22 protein-coding genes and 1 pseudogene are annotated in these 17,737 nt (G+C 69.1%); 10 read left to right on the plus strand and 13 right to left on the minus strand.

The features are described from left to right. Nucleotides 1–243 precede the first annotated feature (243 nt). Together CRP55_RS48340 and CRP55_RS48345 are read left to right on the plus strand one after the other, a co-directional pair. A pseudogene (locus tag CRP55_RS48340) lies at nt 244–639 on the plus strand (MinD/ParA family ATP-binding protein); the annotation flags it as partial. 350 nt (nt 640–989) lie between these two features. After that, the gene (locus tag CRP55_RS48345) at nt 990–2,489 is read left to right on the plus strand and encodes a competence protein CoiA family protein (RefSeq protein WP_097328862.1); all 1,500 of its coding nucleotides are present in this window, start codon (nt 990–992) and stop codon (nt 2,487–2,489) included. 44 nt (nt 2,490–2,533) lie between these two features. On the opposite strand, the gene CRP55_RS48350 is transcribed toward CRP55_RS48345, so the two are convergent. From CRP55_RS48350 to CRP55_RS48390, 9 genes are all read right to left on the minus strand, one after another. Beyond that, nucleotides 2,534–4,006, minus strand: a complete 1,473-nt coding sequence (locus CRP55_RS48350; protein ID WP_097328863.1) for a tetratricopeptide repeat protein — start codon at nt 4,004–4,006, stop codon at nt 2,534–2,536. Between the two features lie 151 nt (nt 4,007–4,157). Beyond that, nucleotides 4,158–4,526 (minus strand): hypothetical protein, encoded by a 369-nt coding sequence (locus CRP55_RS48355; RefSeq protein WP_143235481.1) that lies wholly within the window; start codon nt 4,524–4,526, stop codon nt 4,158–4,160. Between the two features lie 71 nt (nt 4,527–4,597). Continuing rightward, entirely contained in the window at nt 4,598–4,951 is a 354-nt protein-coding gene (locus tag CRP55_RS48360; RefSeq protein ID WP_143235483.1) for a hypothetical protein, read from the minus strand. A 135-nt stretch (nt 4,952–5,086) separates the two neighbouring features. Beyond that, the gene (locus CRP55_RS48365) at nt 5,087–5,317 is read right to left on the minus strand and encodes a DUF2188 domain-containing protein (protein ID WP_097328866.1); all 231 of its coding nucleotides are present in this window, start codon (nt 5,315–5,317) and stop codon (nt 5,087–5,089) included. A 176-nt stretch (nt 5,318–5,493) separates the two neighbouring features. Further along, a complete protein-coding gene (locus tag CRP55_RS48370; RefSeq protein WP_097328867.1) occupies nt 5,494–6,450 on the minus strand; it encodes a helix-turn-helix domain-containing protein in 957 nt (318 codons plus the stop codon). Continuing rightward, nucleotides 6,447–6,710 (minus strand): hypothetical protein, encoded by a 264-nt coding sequence (locus CRP55_RS48375; RefSeq protein ID WP_097328868.1) that lies wholly within the window; start codon nt 6,708–6,710, stop codon nt 6,447–6,449. The genes CRP55_RS48370 and CRP55_RS48375 overlap by 4 nt, the downstream gene beginning before the upstream one ends. A 1,283-nt stretch (nt 6,711–7,993) precedes the next feature. After that, nucleotides 7,994–8,428, minus strand: a complete 435-nt coding sequence (locus CRP55_RS48380) for a hypothetical protein (RefSeq protein WP_097328869.1) — start codon at nt 8,426–8,428, stop codon at nt 7,994–7,996. Further along, the gene (locus tag CRP55_RS48385; protein WP_097328870.1) at nt 8,425–8,607 is read right to left on the minus strand and encodes a hypothetical protein; all 183 of its coding nucleotides are present in this window, start codon (nt 8,605–8,607) and stop codon (nt 8,425–8,427) included. Before CRP55_RS48385 ends, CRP55_RS48380 begins: the two co-directional genes overlap by 4 nt. Nucleotides 8,608–9,348: 741 nt before the next feature. Next, complete coding sequence (locus CRP55_RS48390) at nt 9,349–9,732, minus strand: hypothetical protein (protein WP_097328871.1); 384 nt, start codon at nt 9,730–9,732, stop codon at nt 9,349–9,351. 166 nt (nt 9,733–9,898) lie between these two features. On the opposite strand from CRP55_RS48390, the gene CRP55_RS48395 reads away from it, so the two are divergent. From CRP55_RS48395 to CRP55_RS48405, 3 genes are read left to right on the plus strand one after another with little or no spacing between them, the layout of a single operon-like run. Then, nucleotides 9,899–10,315, plus strand: a complete 417-nt coding sequence (locus CRP55_RS48395; protein WP_097328872.1) for a hypothetical protein — start codon at nt 9,899–9,901, stop codon at nt 10,313–10,315. After that, nucleotides 10,312–10,725 (plus strand): hypothetical protein, encoded by a 414-nt coding sequence (locus CRP55_RS48400; RefSeq protein ID WP_097328873.1) that lies wholly within the window; start codon nt 10,312–10,314, stop codon nt 10,723–10,725. Before CRP55_RS48395 ends, CRP55_RS48400 begins: the two co-directional genes overlap by 4 nt. Beyond that, nucleotides 10,722–11,624 carry a tyrosine-type recombinase/integrase gene (locus tag CRP55_RS48405; RefSeq protein ID WP_097328874.1) on the plus strand — a complete coding sequence of 301 codons (903 nt, stop codon included), beginning with the start codon at nt 10,722–10,724 and terminating at the stop codon, nt 11,622–11,624. The genes CRP55_RS48400 and CRP55_RS48405 overlap by 4 nt, the downstream gene beginning before the upstream one ends. Before the next feature lie 226 nt (nt 11,625–11,850). Here CRP55_RS48405 and CRP55_RS48410 read toward each other — a convergent pair whose 3' ends face one another. Then, the gene (locus CRP55_RS48410) at nt 11,851–12,345 is read right to left on the minus strand and encodes a hypothetical protein (RefSeq protein ID WP_097328875.1); all 495 of its coding nucleotides are present in this window, start codon (nt 12,343–12,345) and stop codon (nt 11,851–11,853) included. A gap of 645 nt (nt 12,346–12,990) precedes the next feature. On the opposite strand from CRP55_RS48410, the gene CRP55_RS48415 reads away from it, so the two are divergent. Beyond that, nucleotides 12,991–13,173, plus strand: coding sequence for a hypothetical protein (locus tag CRP55_RS48415; protein ID WP_097328876.1), 183 nt, complete (start codon nt 12,991–12,993; stop codon nt 13,171–13,173). Nucleotides 13,174–13,184: 11 nt separating this feature from the next. Further along, nucleotides 13,185–13,511, plus strand: coding sequence for a hypothetical protein (locus CRP55_RS52615; RefSeq protein WP_143235485.1), 327 nt, complete (start codon nt 13,185–13,187; stop codon nt 13,509–13,511). 506 nt (nt 13,512–14,017) lie between these two features. Here CRP55_RS52615 and CRP55_RS48425 read toward each other — a convergent pair. Then, nucleotides 14,018–14,305: a hypothetical protein gene (locus CRP55_RS48425; protein ID WP_097328878.1), complete on the minus strand. Its 288-nt coding sequence runs from the start codon at nt 14,303–14,305 to the stop codon at nt 14,018–14,020. Nucleotides 14,306–14,338: 33 nt separating this feature from the next. Here CRP55_RS48425 and CRP55_RS48430 point away from each other — a divergent pair, with 33 nt between their 5' ends. Next, nucleotides 14,339–14,641 (plus strand): hypothetical protein, encoded by a 303-nt coding sequence (locus CRP55_RS48430; protein WP_097328879.1) that lies wholly within the window; start codon nt 14,339–14,341, stop codon nt 14,639–14,641. A gap of 20 nt (nt 14,642–14,661) precedes the next feature. Here the strand turns inward: CRP55_RS48430 and CRP55_RS48435 are convergent, their stop codons facing one another. Both CRP55_RS48435 and CRP55_RS48440 read right to left on the minus strand, forming a co-directional pair. Next, entirely contained in the window at nt 14,662–15,069 is a 408-nt protein-coding gene (locus CRP55_RS48435; RefSeq protein WP_097328880.1) for a hypothetical protein, read from the minus strand. A 492-nt stretch (nt 15,070–15,561) separates the two neighbouring features. Then, nucleotides 15,562–15,753, minus strand: a complete 192-nt coding sequence (locus CRP55_RS48440; RefSeq protein WP_097328881.1) for a hypothetical protein — start codon at nt 15,751–15,753, stop codon at nt 15,562–15,564. Nucleotides 15,754–16,025: 272 nt separating this feature from the next. Between CRP55_RS48440 and CRP55_RS48445 the strand changes: the two genes are divergently transcribed. Beyond that, on the plus strand, nt 16,026–16,892 hold the full coding sequence (locus tag CRP55_RS48445) for a hypothetical protein (protein WP_097328882.1): 867 nt from the start codon (nt 16,026–16,028) through the stop codon (nt 16,890–16,892). Further along, entirely contained in the window at nt 16,885–17,664 is a 780-nt protein-coding gene (locus CRP55_RS48450) for a hypothetical protein (protein WP_097328883.1), read from the plus strand. The genes CRP55_RS48445 and CRP55_RS48450 overlap by 8 nt, the downstream gene beginning before the upstream one ends. The last annotated feature ends 73 nt before the right edge of the window (nt 17,665–17,737 follow it).

Genomic DNA, 17,737 nt, shown 5'->3' on the forward strand with positions numbered 1-17,737 from the left:
ACGGACCGTCGCCTGGCATGAAAACACGAAGGTCCCGCCGACACCGCAGTACCGTCCGTTGCGTCACCGAGGGCCTGGTATCACCGCCGCGGTGGCGCCACCCTCCGAAGGCCTCCTCGCCCGATAGCCCGACCCGCGCCACGGGGGCGGGCGTCGTCCGGTTCCCCGGCGGCATGGCCAGCGACGGACCGCCTGGCCCGGGGCCGACCAGCGAAGGGCTCGACGGGATGGCGGTCAGGCCTCAACGACGTGATCTGTATCGACACCGGCAACAACGTCGAGAGCGTCAACTGGCAGACCGTGATGCGCCGGGTCGACCGGCTCGTGATCACCACCGTGCCCCGCGAGGGCGACCGCGTTCATCGCCGACTGGATGCTCGACGTACTCGACGACAGCGGCATGGGTGAACTGGTCTCGAACGCCCGTGACACTGATCTCGCGTCCCTCGTCGGGGCTGCTGCCGTTACTCAACGGCTTTGCGAAGCACCTTCGCCACGCGCACCCGCGCAGCGGCGACCGCGCCCTACGACCAGGCGCTTGAGGTGAGGTTCTCGATCGAGTACGCGAAGCTCCCGGCAGAAGACGCGACGGCGTGGCTCAAGGCCGCATCTGTGATGATCGAGCCATTCGCCGAGTGACACGCGTTTCCCCCTCGTTCTTGTCGGAGCCGCTGGCTAGAGTCAGGTCCGCAAATGCAATCGGCCCCGTGAGTTGGCGCTCACGAGGCCGTGCTCCCGCACGAGGCAGGTCGATCTTCAGCAAGTCCGACCTTATCGCAGGGGCGACCGGTAGCGGCAGATGCCTTCCCCGATCGTGATCCTTCAGGTCTTCGGGGTGGGAGCAGCGTTTGCTTCGCTCGCACATCCGTGCGGGTGCACAGCGTCCACCCTGAAGGAGATCCACCTCAGTGGCCTCACCCCCCACCTACACCCCCATTCCTGGACCGAACAGCACCTGGGATATCGATCCGTACGCCTTCGCTGATGGGGTGTACTACGTTCCCGCCGGCATCGAGCTCCAGCCTCGTCTGCCCGGCTTTGGGCACCCTGAGCTGCCCGGCCTGCGAGAGCGGGTGGCCAACGACCGGCCCCACGGCATCAGCGGGCAGAAGCTGCTCTGTCTGCTGTGCATGCGTCTTCGCGCCGACCAAGGACTGCCGCCTGCGCCGGTGTGGATGACGTTCGTCGAAGGCCCGCACCATCCGGTGTTTCGACACGAGGACGGCCGCTCCCCCCACGCCGAGCACACTCCCGAGAGCAACATCCACAAGGCCCTGAAAGACCGCGAGGCCGCCACCTGGACCGCCGCCGGCGCGACGGAGGTCAAAGTCGAGGCGTGGCGCCCCCGCGCCAAACGCCGACCAGACGTGCTCGCGGTAGGAGCCCGGCTGACGGTGGCGGGGGAGATCCAGCACACCACCCTCACTCCCACGGCCGTGAACCGCCGCCAGAACGCCCTCGCCGCCGCGGGGGACCGCGTCGTCTGGACCACCGACCGCGACTCCGCCGATGTCGCGTTCCTGCGCCAGGTACCCCACCTTGCTGTGCCGGCGCTCGACGACTACCGCCTGTATCGGCACGACCGGACGCCGCAGCTGAACGTGATCTCCGGCTGGACGGTGTTCGAGACACAGCGATGCGGCTGGTCCGACATGTGGCGCGGCGGCAGCACACGCTGCCCCATCACCGAGCGGCTCGAGCCATGCGGCCGGTTGCACCTATACCCGACGTTGAACCCGCACGCCTACCGGCCGGACCCTGACGCCCGCTTCCCCTGCGGCTCCAGCCCCGACCTGGACCACCTGCTCGAAGGCATCCTCACCGACCGGTGGCGGCCCTACCGGGTCGGCGGGCAACGGACCACCTGGATTCCGACCACCGTCTACAACGACGTGGTCGGCGAGCGTGGCGGCAGCGTAGAGGCCGCTGAACGGCCCCGCCCACCCGCGGCCAGCCGCTCCGGGGGAACCCGCGTCTGCGAGCAGAAAGCCACCAAACGCTCCACCGCCGACCTGGCTTACCTCACCGAGAAGTTCCGCCCGGCCCAGCCGCTCGGGATCGCGCCGCAGACCACTAAGCCGCAGGCTTCCCCGAGTCCGGTCCCCACTGCCGAGGCTCCGGCTCACGGCGTGCAACTGATCATCCCGGGCATGCAGGCGGTGGAAGCGGGCGCTCTGGAGCTCGCGGCCGCCAACATGGCGGTCTTCGTGGAAGCGGTACGCGACCGCGCCCGCATCGAGAGCGACGTCCGCGGCTACACCCCGGAGGTCGGTCATCCCGTGCGCGATGCCGCGGCCGACATCGACGGCCGGTTCGGATGGGTCTTGCCCGTCAACGGCCGCGATCAGGTCATCCTGATGCCCGGCGTCGAGTTGGTCCGCCTGCGAGACACCGAGGTGTCCGCGCCGTGCCTGTTCGTCAACGGCAGCGCCTGGTGGTGGAACGACGCGGTCAGCATGGCCGTGCCCATCCCGCCCCGCAGGACATAGCCGCCCCCGCGGCCGCGGAGTCCTCGGCACCGCGGCCGCGCGGTTCAGGACCGCTCTGTGGGGGAGTTCAGGACGGCGAGTTGGCTCTCGGCCCAGCCTGCGGCCTGTGGCGATCCGTTGTCGCGCACGAACTCCAGTAGCGGCCGCGCTCCCTCGAACGCGGCGGGCCGGTTCAGCGCGGCGAAGCTGTCGCCGGCGGCCAGCAGTAACGGCCGCGCTATCTTCCTGCGCTCGTCGTCGCCGTCGACCAGCGAGCTCAGCAGCTGGGCGGCGTGCTCGTCGTCGCGTTCGGCCACCGCCAGCAACGCCGCCAGCAGATCGATGCGGGCCGCGACGTCAGGCGTGTGGGCCGACCAGTGCGCCCGGGCGGCGTCGAGGGCGGTGTGTGCGGCGGCGTCGTCGCCGAGCAGCGCATACGCCGACGCGACCCCGACGCGCAGCCGGCCGCTGTGGACGATCGTGGTGTCCTCGGCCAGGCCGGTCAGGATCGCCGGGGCCTCGCCGAGCCGGTCGGCGGCTTGCATCAGTTGCAGGTAGACACCGACCGCGTCGTCGCCCTGGAACGCGGAGGCGATGACGTGGGCCTGGGCGTCGGCCGCGGCGGAGAAGTCGCCCATCGTGGCGTGCATGCGGGCCAGCCGCTCCCACAGCCGGTGGGCCAGCGGGCCGGCGTGCTCGATCGCGGTGCGCATCGCGGTCACCGCCTCCGGGTGCCGCCCCGTTGACCAGGCGATGACCGAGCGCAGGCTCCAGGCGTCGGTGAGCACCCCGTCGTCGGGATCGCCGGCGATGAGCCGGTCGGTGATCTCCTGCGCCGTCTGGTGGTCACCGGCGTCGTACGCGCGTGCGGCCAGCCACTGCCCGGAGCGCGCCGCCACCGGCGGGTGGCCCTGTTCGAACACCGCATGGTGCCGTTCGGCCGCCTCGTCCAGATGCCCGCGGGTCTCGGCCAGGGTGGCCAGACCGGCCTGGCCGAACGCGGCCGCGTCGGGATCGCCGCTGTCGACAGCCCGCTGGTAGCAGGCCTGCGCCGCGTCGAGGTCGGCCGGCTCATGCCAGTGGTGCTCGTTACCGGCGTGCACGGCCTCCAACGGCGACAACCGGCGGGGCTCGCCGGCGCGCGCCCGCATGGTGTCCAGGTAGGCGCTGAGCCCGACGCCGAACACGTCGAACTCGGGGTCGGTGGCCGCCGACCGGTACCGGCCGTGCCCGTCGGTTTCGATCAGCATGGGTTCGGCGGCCGCTGCGGCCAACGCCTCGCCGACCGCGGCGTCGGTGATCTCCACGTTCGGGACGGTGCCCGCCGCGGCCATCTGTCGGGCCGCGGCCACTATCTGCTGCCGGGTCCGCCAGTCCCGGCGGTCCACGTGGTCCCAGGCCTGCAACGCCATGCACAGCGCATGTAGCACCGGCTGGTCGTGTTCAGCCGTGCGCAGCCGCATCTCGGCCGGCGCCAGCAGTCCCAGTTCGGCCAGAACGTCGTCCTGTTTGCGTATCGGCCCGGTTTGATCCGTCACAGGCGGCGACGCTACCGCCACCGATACGGGGTGGATAGTCCTCTCCCGCGTGCGAATGGCAGGGCACTACGGCCAGAAACTCGAGACGGCCTCGGCCGGAAACCCGGCCGAGGCCCGTCTGCTTTGCCCCCGCGCTGGCTGGCGCCGGGGCTCACCAGGTGTTGGTGCGGGCGGCCGGGACCGGTTGCCGCGGGATGGGCCACTCGTTCTCGAACACCGACCAGAAGTTCTGGTCGGTGCCGTCCTGCTCGTTGGGCGGGATCGCGGCGATCACCACGAAGTGGGCCTTGGACTCCTCGGCCTGCCGCAGCGTGGTCAGCAGCCCGTTCACGAAGTGATCGTGGTGCTCGGGGTCGCAGTATCCGAGGCTGGCGTTCCCGCTCGTGGTGCTCACCCGCAGAAGCCGCAGCTCGTTGTACTCCTGGGTGGTGATCTCGGTGATCGTGTCGGCGCGAACGGCGCCGTGGGCCTGCTGCGCCGACTCGTCGCGCATCAGCCAGATGTTGTGTCGTTCCGTCATGCCGTTGATCATTCCGTGTGGGTATGACAGAAATCGGCCGCGCACCGCCGACCTGCGCAGATCCGAGGGGGTTACCGGTCGGGGCGGGGGAGGGCGGCTGCCGCGTACACCGCGCTGCTCCACCAGCGGGCCTCTCTGTTGATCAGCAGGCAGGGCGTCTGGGCGTCGAGCCCGCGCAGCACAGCCTCCTCCAGGCCGGGCATGAGGACCTGCACGGGCTGGCCGTTCACGGTGATCGTCCAGCCGAAGCGCCCGTCCCGGTCGGCGGTGCTGTCGCGGACCGGCTCACCGACCTCGCCGCCGGCGCCGCGCGTCTCGCGCTCGAGCGCGGCCTGCTCGCGCAGCTCGACCAGGAACGCGGCGAGGCTCGCCGCGGCGAGTTCCTCGCGGGCGCCGTCGACGGGCTGACTTCCGGGGTTGATCATCAAGTGACCGTAGCCCGGCGCAGCCGGCAGGCCGAACACCACCGCGATGCGCTCACCCGCAGGCCTGGGTCGGTCCGGGGACGTGACCGTGGCCAGGAGGAGGCCGGGCCGCGGGTGAGCGCCGGGCAGGGAGGGTTAGCCCTTCGAGCTGCGGGGATCGCGGCTGCGAGGGTAGGTGTTGCGTTCGCCGATGGTGCCGTCCTGCTTGTGCACGACGTGCTCGGTTCCCCGCTGGATGGCCATGTCCTTGCCCTTGGCCTGGGCCTCGGCTTTGGTGGGCGCGGTGTTGGAGGCGCGTTCGTTGCCCTCCACCCGGTTGACCCACTTGTCGCCCTGCTTGCTGGTGTGAATGTCTCCTGTGGCCATGGCGGCCTCCTTACGGGTTGTAGCTGCTCGAATGTTCAAGATCGTGGCACGCGGGTCTGACAAAAACGTCCCGCTGGGCCTGCCCGGCGCCTGCCGAGCATGGGGCCCCCATCTCTCGGCAGGCGCCCTCGATCGAGGCATCTGCCGAGAGATGGGTTCCGAACCGGTTGCCGGGGCTAGAGATCCCGGTCGGTGCCGAGGGCTTCGCGCAGGAGGTTGAACCCCTGGGACTGGTGGTTCCAGGCCTCGTCCATCGACTCGGCGTCCGGCGCCTCGCCGCCGGGCTCCATGGTCATGTGCCAGCCGGCGTGCATGGGGCTGTCGACGACCCAGGCGCCGCATTTCGGGCAGGTGTGCCCGGCCTGGCCGGGGCTGGCGGGCACGGTGCCGGTGCGCGGGATCTCCGCGGTCTCGGCGAGCTGGCCGCGGTTCTGCTGGCGGTGCATGTCGGCGGCGATCCACAGCGGATGCCACTCCTGGTTGAGGACCGACAGCGGCACCTTGAACTCGGCGGCGAGCTTGCGCACGAGCGCCCAGGCCGGGGACATCTTGCCGTTGAGGACCTTGGACAGGGTGGCCTTGCTGTAGCCCACGGCGGCGCCGAGGGCGTCCAGGGACTGCTTGCCCGCCTGAACGTGGGCGAAGCGCAGCCGTTCGGCGAGCTCGGCGCCGGCGGCCTCGCCGTTCATCAGCTTGGCCTTCATCCGGGCCAACTCGTGATCGCGGACGGCCGCGGACTGCACACGATCGGCGCGAGGCGGGGCCGAGCCCGCGGCGGCTTGCCGTGCCGCCGCATCGCGGTTGAGCGCGTCGCGGGTTTCGGAGAGCCGGAGCTCGGCCCGCCGGGCTTCGACGCTCGCCTGGCGTGCGCGGTCCTCCAGCATCCGGATGTGCGCCTCGACGTTCGCCGCGTGGATCTCACGCGCACGCAGCTCGGCGAGCCGCCGGTCGATCTCGTCCCGTTCGATGTCCGCGACGAAGTCGAAGACCGTCTGCCCCTCGGGGACACCATGACGCCGACGGACGGCCTCGCTGCCCCGCCGCACGGCGCGGGGCATCTCGGCGCGCTGGGCGGCCCGGTGGCGTGCGCCACCGAGCCGCTCATCGTCAGGCGTGGCCTGATAGTCGGTCACGCGCGCTGGCCCCAGTCGAGCGAGCCGACGCCCGGCAGAGCCACGTCGTCGATCACCCAGCGGGCGATGGTCGCGCCGGCCAGGCCCACCCCGAGCAGGGTGAGCACGACGGCCTCGAGGTCGCGGCCGGTGCCGACCAGGACCCCACCGAGGATGACCACGACGACGAAGATGACGATCCGCCGCCGGGTGCGCCGCTCGGCCGGGCCGGGGGAGGGGTCGGACTGCCGGTACGGGACCGGCTCGATCTGCAGGGACATGGCGGTGTCTACCTTTCTTGTGTTTAGTGGGATCCCTGGGCCGAAGCTCAGCAATAGCGAAATAGCGACGCTGAGCCCTGGTGGTAGGCAAGGCAGCAGCGCCGGTTGGACATTCTGCCGCATGGCTACGACAGAAACCAACAACTAGTACCGGCACTTTGAAGATCAAGGAAACGTGAGAGTCTGTGCAAGTTGCACGATCTGGCTGGGGCGCCGTGCGGGGGCGCAGAACTTGTCCTACGGGCGAGTGAATGCGCGCGGTGCGAGAGGTTAAACGAAATAAGGGGCCGGCGTGGACATCAGTGATGCCCTGCCAGCCCCTTACCGTCTCCCGGAAAGTTGCCTACCACAGCTCTTTCCGGTCATACCTTCCGATCGGCCCAGGGATCGTCTAGACACAAGATCGGCCGCCGAAATCAGATGACCTCGGCATTGGTCGAGGTTACCGGATAGCGATGCTTCCCGCCAGATGATCAATCCTTGCGGGATGCCGCCTGGCTGGTCGTCCTCGTTGGCGCTAACGAGAGGATCCACGCGTACGGCACGCGTACACCAGCGCCACGAAACAACGCTCAACCCCGAAAGGCTTGCCCAGGGCTCCGAGCTGGGGATCTTCTAACATGACGATCATCCCGTGACGAAACGATGCGAAACGTCAGGGAACAAAACTAAAGATGAAACCCTCATTCGGGGGAGCCGGGACTGCCCCTTTGTCTAGGTCGCGCCTACACGATCGGGCATTGATAGGAATCCCAAAGCAAACGCACAGGATAGGCGCGCCATTCTGGGAGGCGTGCACAAACTGTTGACGCTCTCCTTTGAGTATTTCCGGTCGAGCCGCGAGGCCACCTAAATCCTTCGTAAAACACTTTCGGGTGAAGAAAACATCAGCAATGCTGTAATGGACGTATTGCTCCCGCTGTCGATAGCGCGTACCTAATCGCGAGTGAGGCCGGTGAAATTGGAGACGTTAAACGCTCTGCCAGAACACGCGTTCGAGCGGCTCGAAAGCTGACATAGTTACCGAAAGCACCAAGAAGGTCATATAGGACACTAGTGGCCCTTTTGAGGCGGCTTCCGTGATCAAATAACTGCACCATGTAGTGGTTTCGTGCGGTTGGGCGTTCGTGTTGAACACCGTTTCCCCGGCCCGAGCCGGGCGTGTCGCGGGAATCTCGATTCGGGAACGCTCCCAAGATAATGCGCAATGTTCCTGCCTATTCGAAACCTCGCGCTCGCCCTCGGCGAACCCCGATCGAACCTTCGGAAGGCCGAGACCCCGGCTACGGCAGGGGCAGGTCGGGCAGTTCGGTGACCGGCACCGGGAATCCGCGGTATGCCTCGGGGCCGCGGGTCACGACGACGCCGGTGCTCTGCTGGGCTGCGTGCACGACCTCGGCCACCATCTGCGCCCCGTACAGCGGGAGGTGCCGTGGGTGGCCTTCCAATAGCGGGCCGGCCAGCGCGGCGACGTCCACCGCGGTGCGCGGGGACAGGGCCATGTCGATTAGCCCGCGCAGCCCGAGGATGTGCTCCCACAGTGCCGGCTCGACCTGGATCGCCGCCTGGGCCTCGAGCGCGGCCAGGGCCGTCACGACCAGCGGGGCCTGCCCGGCGTCGGCGTCGGAGACCAGCCGCATCATCGTCGGGTGCCCGTGCATCAGCTCGACCAGCGCGCTGGCGTCGAGGATCCGGGGCGAATGACGGCCCGCGGTCACGCGGCGTGGGGGGTGCGGCCGGTGTAGACGGCGTCGGCCAACTCGTCACCGCGGCGCATCCACTCCCGGTAGGCGCGCTCCTGCACCCCGGTCAACGGCTCCGGCGCGGGCACCCCGAGCGCCCGGGCGAGCCGTTCCGCCGCGGACTCTTGGCTGCTGGGCGTGGTGCTGTCTGCCATCTTGCCAGGGTAGCGACGCCGGCACGGTGAGGATAGGCAGCCCACGACCTGGGGATGCCGGTTCGCCGGAGCGAGCGGGGGGACCGCGACGCCTTCGGTCAGCGCGCCGGCTCGGCGTCGTCGCGTTCGATAAGTCGGCTACGGGGGAGGAGCGCATCCACCGCCGCAAGTGAGTGGGCGCGCTGAAGCTTGGGCAAGCGTTTCTTGGTTGGCGCCGGGCGTGATGGTCAGCCACAGGTTCTCGGCGGCCTGTACCTCCGTCAGACCTTCAACCTCAGTCCCCTTGTGACCTGGTCCATGCGGGCGAGCGAGCCAACGATCAGTCCGGTTGGCGTCATGGAATGCGGCAGGTCGGTTGTAAAGGACGCCGACGACTGGAAGACCCGCCGGGGGCGGTTGATCGTCGCCGACGACGGAAGGACCAGCCGTCGGGTGCGGTTGACCGTCGTAGAGCAGCCACACCTCGGCCTCGTCGGGGCGTCCGACTCGTCCGGCGTAGCGGCACCCGCAGTAGGGGCCGAACCTTTGTTCGCCGGCAAATGGTGGTGTTGTCACCGCTACGCCTTTCGTGGTTGCGGAGCCCTCCACCTGAGTAGATCAATCGTGCGGGGGCACGTGTGGCCGTTCCGTCGCATCGTGCAGCCGACTCGAGTCACGAACCATCAGTCTCGAAGACGATCTTTGGCCGATCTGGCTGGGGCGAGCGCGAGCGCTGATCCCCGTGGCAGCCGGTGCAGGCGGTCAGGGGCGCGGGCGGGGAACGGCCGAGGTGATCGGGACCGGGGTGCGGGCCTTGACCCCGGACGGGTCCGGCTTGGGCAGCGGCTCACCCGTCATGCAGCTCTTGACGTACGCCTCCTTCACCTCGGCCCTCCACTGTTCCGAGCGGAAGTCGCCTTCCTCGTCGGAGGGGGCGTCGGCGTCCAGCAGCCGCCAGCCGATCGTGCATGCCGCCTCATCGGGCGATGTGCGCTGCGCGTGGAGCTGGGTTCGGTACTCGATGCCCTTGGCGGCCATCTCGTCCAGGAACTTCATCCGCGTCGCGTAGGAGGCCGGCTCGCAACCGATGGCGGCCGCGGCTAGGGCGAGCAGTACGCCGGCGAGGGCGACGGTTCGACTTTTCACGGGCTATTCAACCGTCGTGCCGCCCGCGGTCACGCCGACCCGCCTACAAGGTCACTCAGTCGATAAGGTGCATTATCCGCTGAGTGACGTACGATCTCAGTGGATAATGACGGCGGAGCGGGATCGAGTCCCGGACCGGAACTCAGCGGATAAGAAGGAGAACGGGATGAGCGACGCGCCACCGCCCAGCCACGCCCCGGGAAGCCGAGGACACCTCGCGCTCGTTCCGCCCGCCGAGCCGGCCGCGGCCGATCCCGCGCCGCAGCCCCGCATTGCCGGGCCCGCCAGCCTGGCGGGGATCGTCGACACCGCCGGGCTCACCCCGGAGTGGGCCGCGATCGCCGACCGCTACGCCACCGCCGAGAAGGTGCAGGGGCGCTTGGAAGCGCTCAGCCGGATCGAGGCGGCGCGGGGGCACGCGGAGGTGCAGGCGCTCGTGCACGGCAACCTGGTCAGCGCCCTGCTGCACCTGGCCCCGGCGCACACCGACTGCACGACCGCGAACTGCCCGACCTGCGCGACGCTGGAAAGCGCGGTCAGCATGGTCCTGGCCGAGCGCGAGATCCGGCAGGGCCGCGCATGACCGGCCCCGCCGACCCGCAGCAGCTGCGCGCACCCGCCGACGCCGAGCGGGCGAAGTTCTGGGACCTCGCCGCGGTCACCGACGCCGAGGACGTCACCCGGGCCGCCCGAATCGCCGAGCTCGCCGCACGGCAGAAGGCCGCGTACCGGCGCGTGGTGGCCGCCCGTGGCCGGCTGACCCGGGCCCGGCGCGACGGCTCCGCCGCGCAGATCCTCGCGGCCGCCGATCGGCTGCGTGAGCTCCAGGCCGAGGCGGACCGGGTCGCCGACACCGGGATCGCCGAGATGCAGGCCCTGATCGGTGCCGGGCTGGACAACACCGGAGTCCTGATCGAGCAGATGGGGCGCACCTCGGCCGCCCAGACCGCGCTCACCGACACCTACCGCGGGGGAACAGGAGCAGGCGGATGAGCGCCGAGGTTATCGCGCTGCGCCCCGGCGCGGAGGTCGGCGAGCGGGCCGGGCAGGCCCTGGCCACCGTCGAGCGCTACCTCGACCGGTGCAAACTCTCCGACCACACCAAGCGCGCGTACCGCCGCTACGGGCGGGCCTACGTCGCTTGGCTGGCCGAGAACGCCGGCGAGCACGCGGACGCCTTCGCCGACGTCGTCGGCGCCGAGGCCGCGGTCACCGCCTGGCGCCGCCGGCTGACCGCGGACCGCCGCGCGGCCCCGACCATCAACCAGGCCCTGGCCGCCGTCGACCAGCTCTACGAGCACGGGGCCGGGCTGCGCCTGGCCGTTGACCGGGCCCGGGTCCCGCGGCCCGGCGCCCCGGACGCGCTCACTCCGGCCGAGGAAAGCCGGGTGCAGCGCGCGGCCCGCCGCCGCGGCGCCCGCGACCACGCGATCATCGAGCTGCTGCGCACCACCGGTGCCCGCGTCGAGGAACTCGCCCGCCTCGATCTCGACGATGTCGCCGTCACCGAGCGGACTGGCCAGTTGCGGCTGCACGGCAAAGGCGACGAGATCCGGTACGTCGACGTGCCCCAGGACGGCCGCAAGGCAGTCCGCGCCTGGCTCGACGAACGCGGCCGCGAAGCCGGCCCGCTCTGGATCGGCCAGCGCGGCCGGCTCACCGTCTCCGGGCTCACCCAGGTCGTGCTCGCCGTCGGCGCCGACGCCGGTCTGCCCGGCCTGCGCCCGCACCGGCTGCGCCACACCTACGCCACCCGGCTCCGGAAAAGTGGCGCCGACCCCGCCCAGATCCAGGCCCTGCTCGGCCACGCCTCCATCGAGACCTCCGGCCGCTACTTCCGGGCCGGCGCGGCCGAACTGGCGGCCGTCGTCGAGAAGGCCTTCGACGAGTAGGAGCGGGGACGGCGAGCTCACAGACGCCGATTCGGCGTGAGTGGCCGCGGGCTATGACCTGGTGCTGGCCGCCGGGGTGACCCGCATCGAGAAGCCGCTGACCTGAACCGCGACATAGAGGAAGAGGTCGACCCACCCCCGCTGTTGGGGTCGACCTCCCTTGAGCCCGCGCTGTGAGGCCGGATCCATCGGCGGCGAGCGCGGGCGTCGTTCGGATAGCCGCTGGCTAGCGCTTTCGGCGTGCCAGCCGGCTGATGTTGATTCCGAGACCGACGAGCACAGGTACCAAGCCGGTCGCGCCGCCGATGAGGAGCAGGTCCTGCCCGCTGGGCTCGGCGAGCACTCCGCCGGTTGCCGCGCTGACCACGCCAGTGCCCAGGGCGGCGTAGAGGAATCGCAACATGCTGTTGCCGGCGGCCTGGAAGGAGTAGTCGCTGTAAGTGCCCGCTGAACCAGAGGTGATCTGGAAGGGGCCGAAACGCAAGCCATTCTGGTCCGCGGCCACGACGGTGGGATCGGCCACCGGGGTACGGATGCCGCGATGGAAGGGGTCATTGACCAGATCCATCACGGGTTGCTGGCCAGGACCCGCAGCTCCCGCTGGTGTCGAGACCTCGAGGCCTGAGGTGATCTCGTTTTCATTCGCGGCCGCGGCTTCGGCGGCCGCCGCGGCCAAGGTTCGCTCAATCTCTATCTCTTTGGAGCCGCGCTCGTCGCCCACCTTGCGTGGTCGACGGGTGGGCTCCGGATCTTCCGCGGCGGCTGGACTATCGGACATCGGTAATCCTCTCCTCGGGGGCGGAGTTGTAAGGCGTTCAGCGCTCCATGGGTGAGGCTACCTGTAAACAGCCACGCGTACGCGTAGAACTCCGTACCTGGAGGCATCAATCGTTCGGTTCTGGATACATACGTTGATCTCTTCACGCTTGCGAGTGACGGCCAATCCCTTACAAGTGACACAGGTCACAGATCAACTACGTGAGTGAATGTCGCTCGTTGTGCAGCACGGATACCGTGCGCACTAGCTGGGAACTCCCGCTTATGACAACAGGTGAAACTGTTGATCTCAGAGCAAGATTCATGTTTGATGCATCGTAGGAGGGACGACAGCTAGCTTTCCGGTATGCATGATGAGCTGAACCGCGATATGCATACTTGGTGAGTGCAAAAGCGCAGCTGGCACCGTGGAGGGAGGCAGATGGTCCATCGCTGTGGGGCCATGTCCTCGGTGCCGGTTGATGCGAACGTGCAGGCGTACGACCCCACGTTGGCAAAGGACAGGGAGAAGCGAATCATGTCCAGACTAGGACCTCAACCCGGCATACCAGACAGAGCCAATGCCGCGATGCCAAGGAAGCGGCTCCGCGTGATCAGGATGCTCCTGCTGCGGCTCGTCGCGACCATCGCGCATGGCCTGGCAGGTGTGGACCTGGTGATGTTCGCGCGCAAGCAGCTCGGGGCCGCGCGTGAGTTGGTCGCCCGGCTTGCCCGAGCCGCGACGGTGGTACTGCCACGAGATGCCCGCCTCGGAACCGTCGCTCAGCAGTAAGGAGATCGACGATGACTGATCTGGCTACCCCTGTAGAGGCCGACGACGCGGACACCGCGACTAGTCCGCCCACCCCGCCGACAACTCGGCCCGATCCGCCAATCGGTCAGGGCGGGCCCAACCAGTTGACCCGAACCACCGTCAACCTCACTCCTCGCGCGGTCGCCGCACTCAACCGAATGGCCGGCAACAGCCGCACCGGCGGTCCGACCAAGACCGAACTGATCAACAGGGGAGTGCAAGTCCTGGAGATCATCGAGGGTCTGTTGGAGCGCAACAACGGCCGACTGACCATCAAGCATGAGGACGGAACCGAAGAGACGATCTACATCCTGTAGCGGGAGTTCGCCTGACGCGAGAAGATCCGATCAGGACAGCGGTCATCGGGGACTTGCCCCTGTCGGAGAATCCCCGAACACGGTGAGCGGGGAGCGGGAACGTCAAGAACAGAGGCCGTGGTTCAGCGCCTCATGCTGAACTACGGCCTCACGCAGTGAGGTCCGTCCCGCTGCACCCAGGACGGCCGCAAGGCGGTCTGCGCCTGGCTCGATGAACGCGGCCGCAACCCCGGCCCACCGCCGGCCAGCGCGGCCGGCTCACCGTCTCCAGCATCACCCAGGTCGTCCTCGCCGTCGGCGCCGACGCCGACCTGCCCGGCCTGCGCCCGCACCGGCTGCGCCACACCTACGCCACTCGGCTCCGGGACAGCGGCGCCGACCCCCGCCCAGATCCAGGCCCTGCTCGGGCACGCCTCCATCGAGACCTCCGGCCGCTATTTCCGAGCCGGCACGGCAGAGCAGACGGGCTGTCGTCGAAAGAGCCTTCGACCAGTAGGACGATCGGTTCACATGTTCGCCAGTCGGTCGGAGATCTTCTCCAGCCAGTCGCCGGCATTGCGGGCGTGGGCGCCGACTCCGAAGCCGTCCTGGTCTTCGAGGGCGTCTTTCACCTCGGTCAGGCCTTTTCTGATCTCGGCGAGCTGGCCGGCGATCGCGATCATCGCGAGTGTCTGCGCTTCGTCGCGCCGGCGGGTGGCGTCCACGTCGCTGGTCCCCGCCCCGCGGGAGGCCTCCAGCGCTTCGAGAGCTATGTACGCCAACTGATCGAGAGGGACCTTCTCTGCGTCGCTCATCGGATGGCCCGTTCCAGCGCCTCATCGAAACCCATGAAACTGACGGTAGCTGCCTGGGTCCTTGTTGTGGCCGCACCTTCTCACCTGATCGGGCGCGCGTCATGCGACGCCTCGAGCAGCATGATCTACGAGCCTGATGTGATGCGCGACGAGATCCAGTGCGAACGGTGTGGCCACACCACGTTCTCGTGGGGCGCCGAGGTGTGCACCTGGTGGCCCGAGGGCTGCCAGGGCGACGACCGACGCGTTTGTCCCGACTGCCAAACGCCGGACGAGGTCCGTGAGCTGGCCGAGCTGGGCTGTACAGCAGCCACGTTCCGCGCCGCGATTCTGTAGTGAGGGCCTCCGGCAGAGGGCTATCCGGCCTTTCGCGCGGCGGCACGTTGGGCGGCCGCCTCGGTTCGCCGCTGCACCTCGGCGACCTGGTCCTCTTCGCTGGGCTCGGGCTGCCCGGGAGCCAGGATCATCCAAGTGCTGTCGACCTCGGGCATGTTCTCGTCGGTCGGCTCGACACACCAGTGGAAGGCCCCGACGGTTACGCCAGGGGCGATCCGGCGCTGGCGCCCGCGGACGCCGTCGCCGGGCTCCGCAACTACCTGGCCGTGCTCGTCGATCAGGTAGCGCTCCTGGATGAGCCAGCCGGGCATGGGAAGAACGTCGCGGCGGTCGCCGAACAGCGACACGACACGCCAGCCGGGTGGTGCGGGCCGGAAGTCCACGGTCTGCCACCAGACCTGATGCCTGCGGGCCGTGCTGTCTGTCATGGCGGCGATTATCCGCGTACCAGAGCCCGAAATGTATCTATGTGACGACGCCTTGCGCCGGTAGACCGGCTCGCCGTCCTCCGCGGCCTCGGCGGTTTCGGTTCTCGTGCCCGGGCCGGCCTCGACGTTGCTGGGTAATGCCAGGGGGTTACTACCCGTCTCGCGGCGTCGCGGCAACGTCGGCCGGGCGCCGTACCTGGCCTGCCCCGACCCGAAACGCCACCGCTACGACGTTGCCCGGAAAACTGGTGCTCCGGGCCGGGACCGGCTGGTTACGCGGCAATGTCACCGGACCAGTTTCTATGCCCTGAGCTGGGAGAACTATCCATAGGTCAACAGCGAACTGGCGCTCGGCCCCGAGCGCAACAAATGGGGAGAAGGGCATCGCCCGGCAGCACTATCGAGACGCTGCTCTCGCCGCACATCGGTTGCCCGAGGACGGGCGGCCGCCTCCTGCCGTCGCGCTGGTCGACGTCAGAAGGTGGCCGCCCGTCACCGTCCGATGATCGTGTGGAACAGCAGCAGGGATCCGCCCGCGGCGCCGCCGCCCCAGAGCACGGCCGAGGGGACAGAATGGTCGGCTAGGTACGCCAGGCAGCCGGCGGCCACTCCGATCATCAGGGTGATCAGGAAGACGACGGCGGCGCGGACGGTCAGTAGTGGGCCGGGGGGTGTCGGTGTCACCGGAGAACCTCCAGTCAGGTGGTGAAAAGGACACCGGCTGGTAAGTCGTGAGGGATGGGGCACCCCACGCCCGGCCTGCGCTTTTCTTCGGCCCGCGGCTCGCAGAAAAAAGTTTGAGGAAGTCCGTGGGGTGGGTCCGGGCGGCGCACCTACAAGACAGTTGTTTTGAGCTTGCGTCGTGACTTAGAGATACCTCGTTGATCAGGCACGGCGGGCGCCGCAGGCGACCCTGGTTTTTGGGGGCGCCTTCGGCGAGGATCGAAAGGGCGACGGTGACGGTGGACGGCGGCAGCGCGGCGGGCGAGACGCCCGCGGGCGACGCACGCGCGGCTGCAGTCGTAAAACCTGGCGTCCGGCTCGGCGACGAACTCGGCCGCCCCGTGCCGGTCGACCAGGTGCTGGCCAACATGACCTCGGAGTTCGCCGAGGAGACCAGGCGGCTGCAGGAGAACCTGCGACGGCGTGAGGCCGACCAGGCGCTGCTGGCCGAGCTCGCCGCCGGCGACTTCACCGGCCGCAACTACGAGCGGTTCGAGAACGAGCTCGCCGCGTACGCCATGTCGGTGCTGCGCGGCTGGATGCACTCGGGCTTCATCTTCAAGCTCACCGCCGCGCGCAAGTTCTCCCTCAACCCGTCCGGCGACGAGCTGGAGGAGCTCTACCGCGACTCCGACGCCCGGGAGGAGTTGGCCATCATGACCGTCGCGCTGGCGTTGCCGCGGTTCCGCGAGCAGGCCCTGGTCGGCGGCGGCTGGCGGTTCGAGGGCGGGGCCAGCCTGGCCACCTACTTCATGGGCGCCTGCCTGTACGTGTTCCCCAACGAGATCCGCAAACGCCGGGCGCAGCGCAGGCGGTGGCGTCTGCAGGACAACGGCGACCCCGGGCTCACCCCGCCCCCGGCCGAGGGCCGCACCGATGACCCGTGCGTGATCACCGTCGGGAACCAGCGGGTCTGCGACGATCTGGCCCGGGCGGACGACCGGACCCGGGCGATCCTCGCGTTGACGATCGACGGCTACAGCCAGGAGGAGATCCTCGAACTGCTCGACGAGACGTCGGTGCGCGCCATCGAGGGCGTGCTGCACCGGTGGCGCACGAAGGAGAAGAAACAGCAGCCAGGAGGTGGGTCCGATGGATGAGCACGACGCCGATACGGAGCGCTTCGACCAGCTGCTCGAGCGATCCTCCCTGGGAACCCCGGGCGCCCGCCGACTGCGCCGGCGCAGCCGTCCCGCGCAGGTGGCGGCGGCCCGGCGGATCGCCCAGCTGCGCAACCGCATCGTGCACGCGAGGGGCGAGAACGACCCCGCCGCCGCGGCGGCCGAGCTGCTCGACTACCTCATTGAGCTGGGCTACCACGGTCAAGCCGACCACGTGCTGTACGAGTGGTTCCCGGCCGAAGGGCCGCTCATCGCCGATATGGCGGCGCTGACCCTGCTGCGATTCGCCTACACCGGCACCGGCTTGCCGGCCACGTGGCAGTGCGCGCACGACGAGAAGAACACCAAGCCGGCGGGGATCGCCACGCTTACCCTCGCGCCCACCAGCGACCGTCTGACCGGCGCCGACCCCCGGTGGCAGGACGAAGTGCACCTGCTGTTCACCGAGCTGCACGAGAAGGTCGGCGCGCTACCCGTGCGGTGCCGGAGCCGGGCCGACTCGCCGCCCGCGGCCGCGGCCGCGGCCGCGGAGACCTTCATGGTGATGCTGGTGTTCCGCGACACCGCGGCCACCGTGACCCACCTGTCGACGTGCCTTCGGCACTGGCTCGACCGCGAGCCCGGCCGCAGCCTCGACCTCGCCGTCACCTCAGCCCAGTGGTCCGAGCGGATCGTGCTGCACTCCGGCGGCGACATCTGGGCCCCCACCATCGCCGGCGAGGACCACGAACCCGCTGATGAGACCCCGTAAGGCGAACACACGTACGGCACGCCGAGCGAGGTTGCCCTTTTTGTCATACCCGCGGTTTATGGTCTGGGCGAAG

Source organism: Paractinoplanes atraurantiacus, assembly GCF_900215205.1.
Classification (GTDB): Bacteria; Actinomycetota; Actinomycetes; order Mycobacteriales; family Micromonosporaceae; genus Actinoplanes; species Actinoplanes atraurantiacus.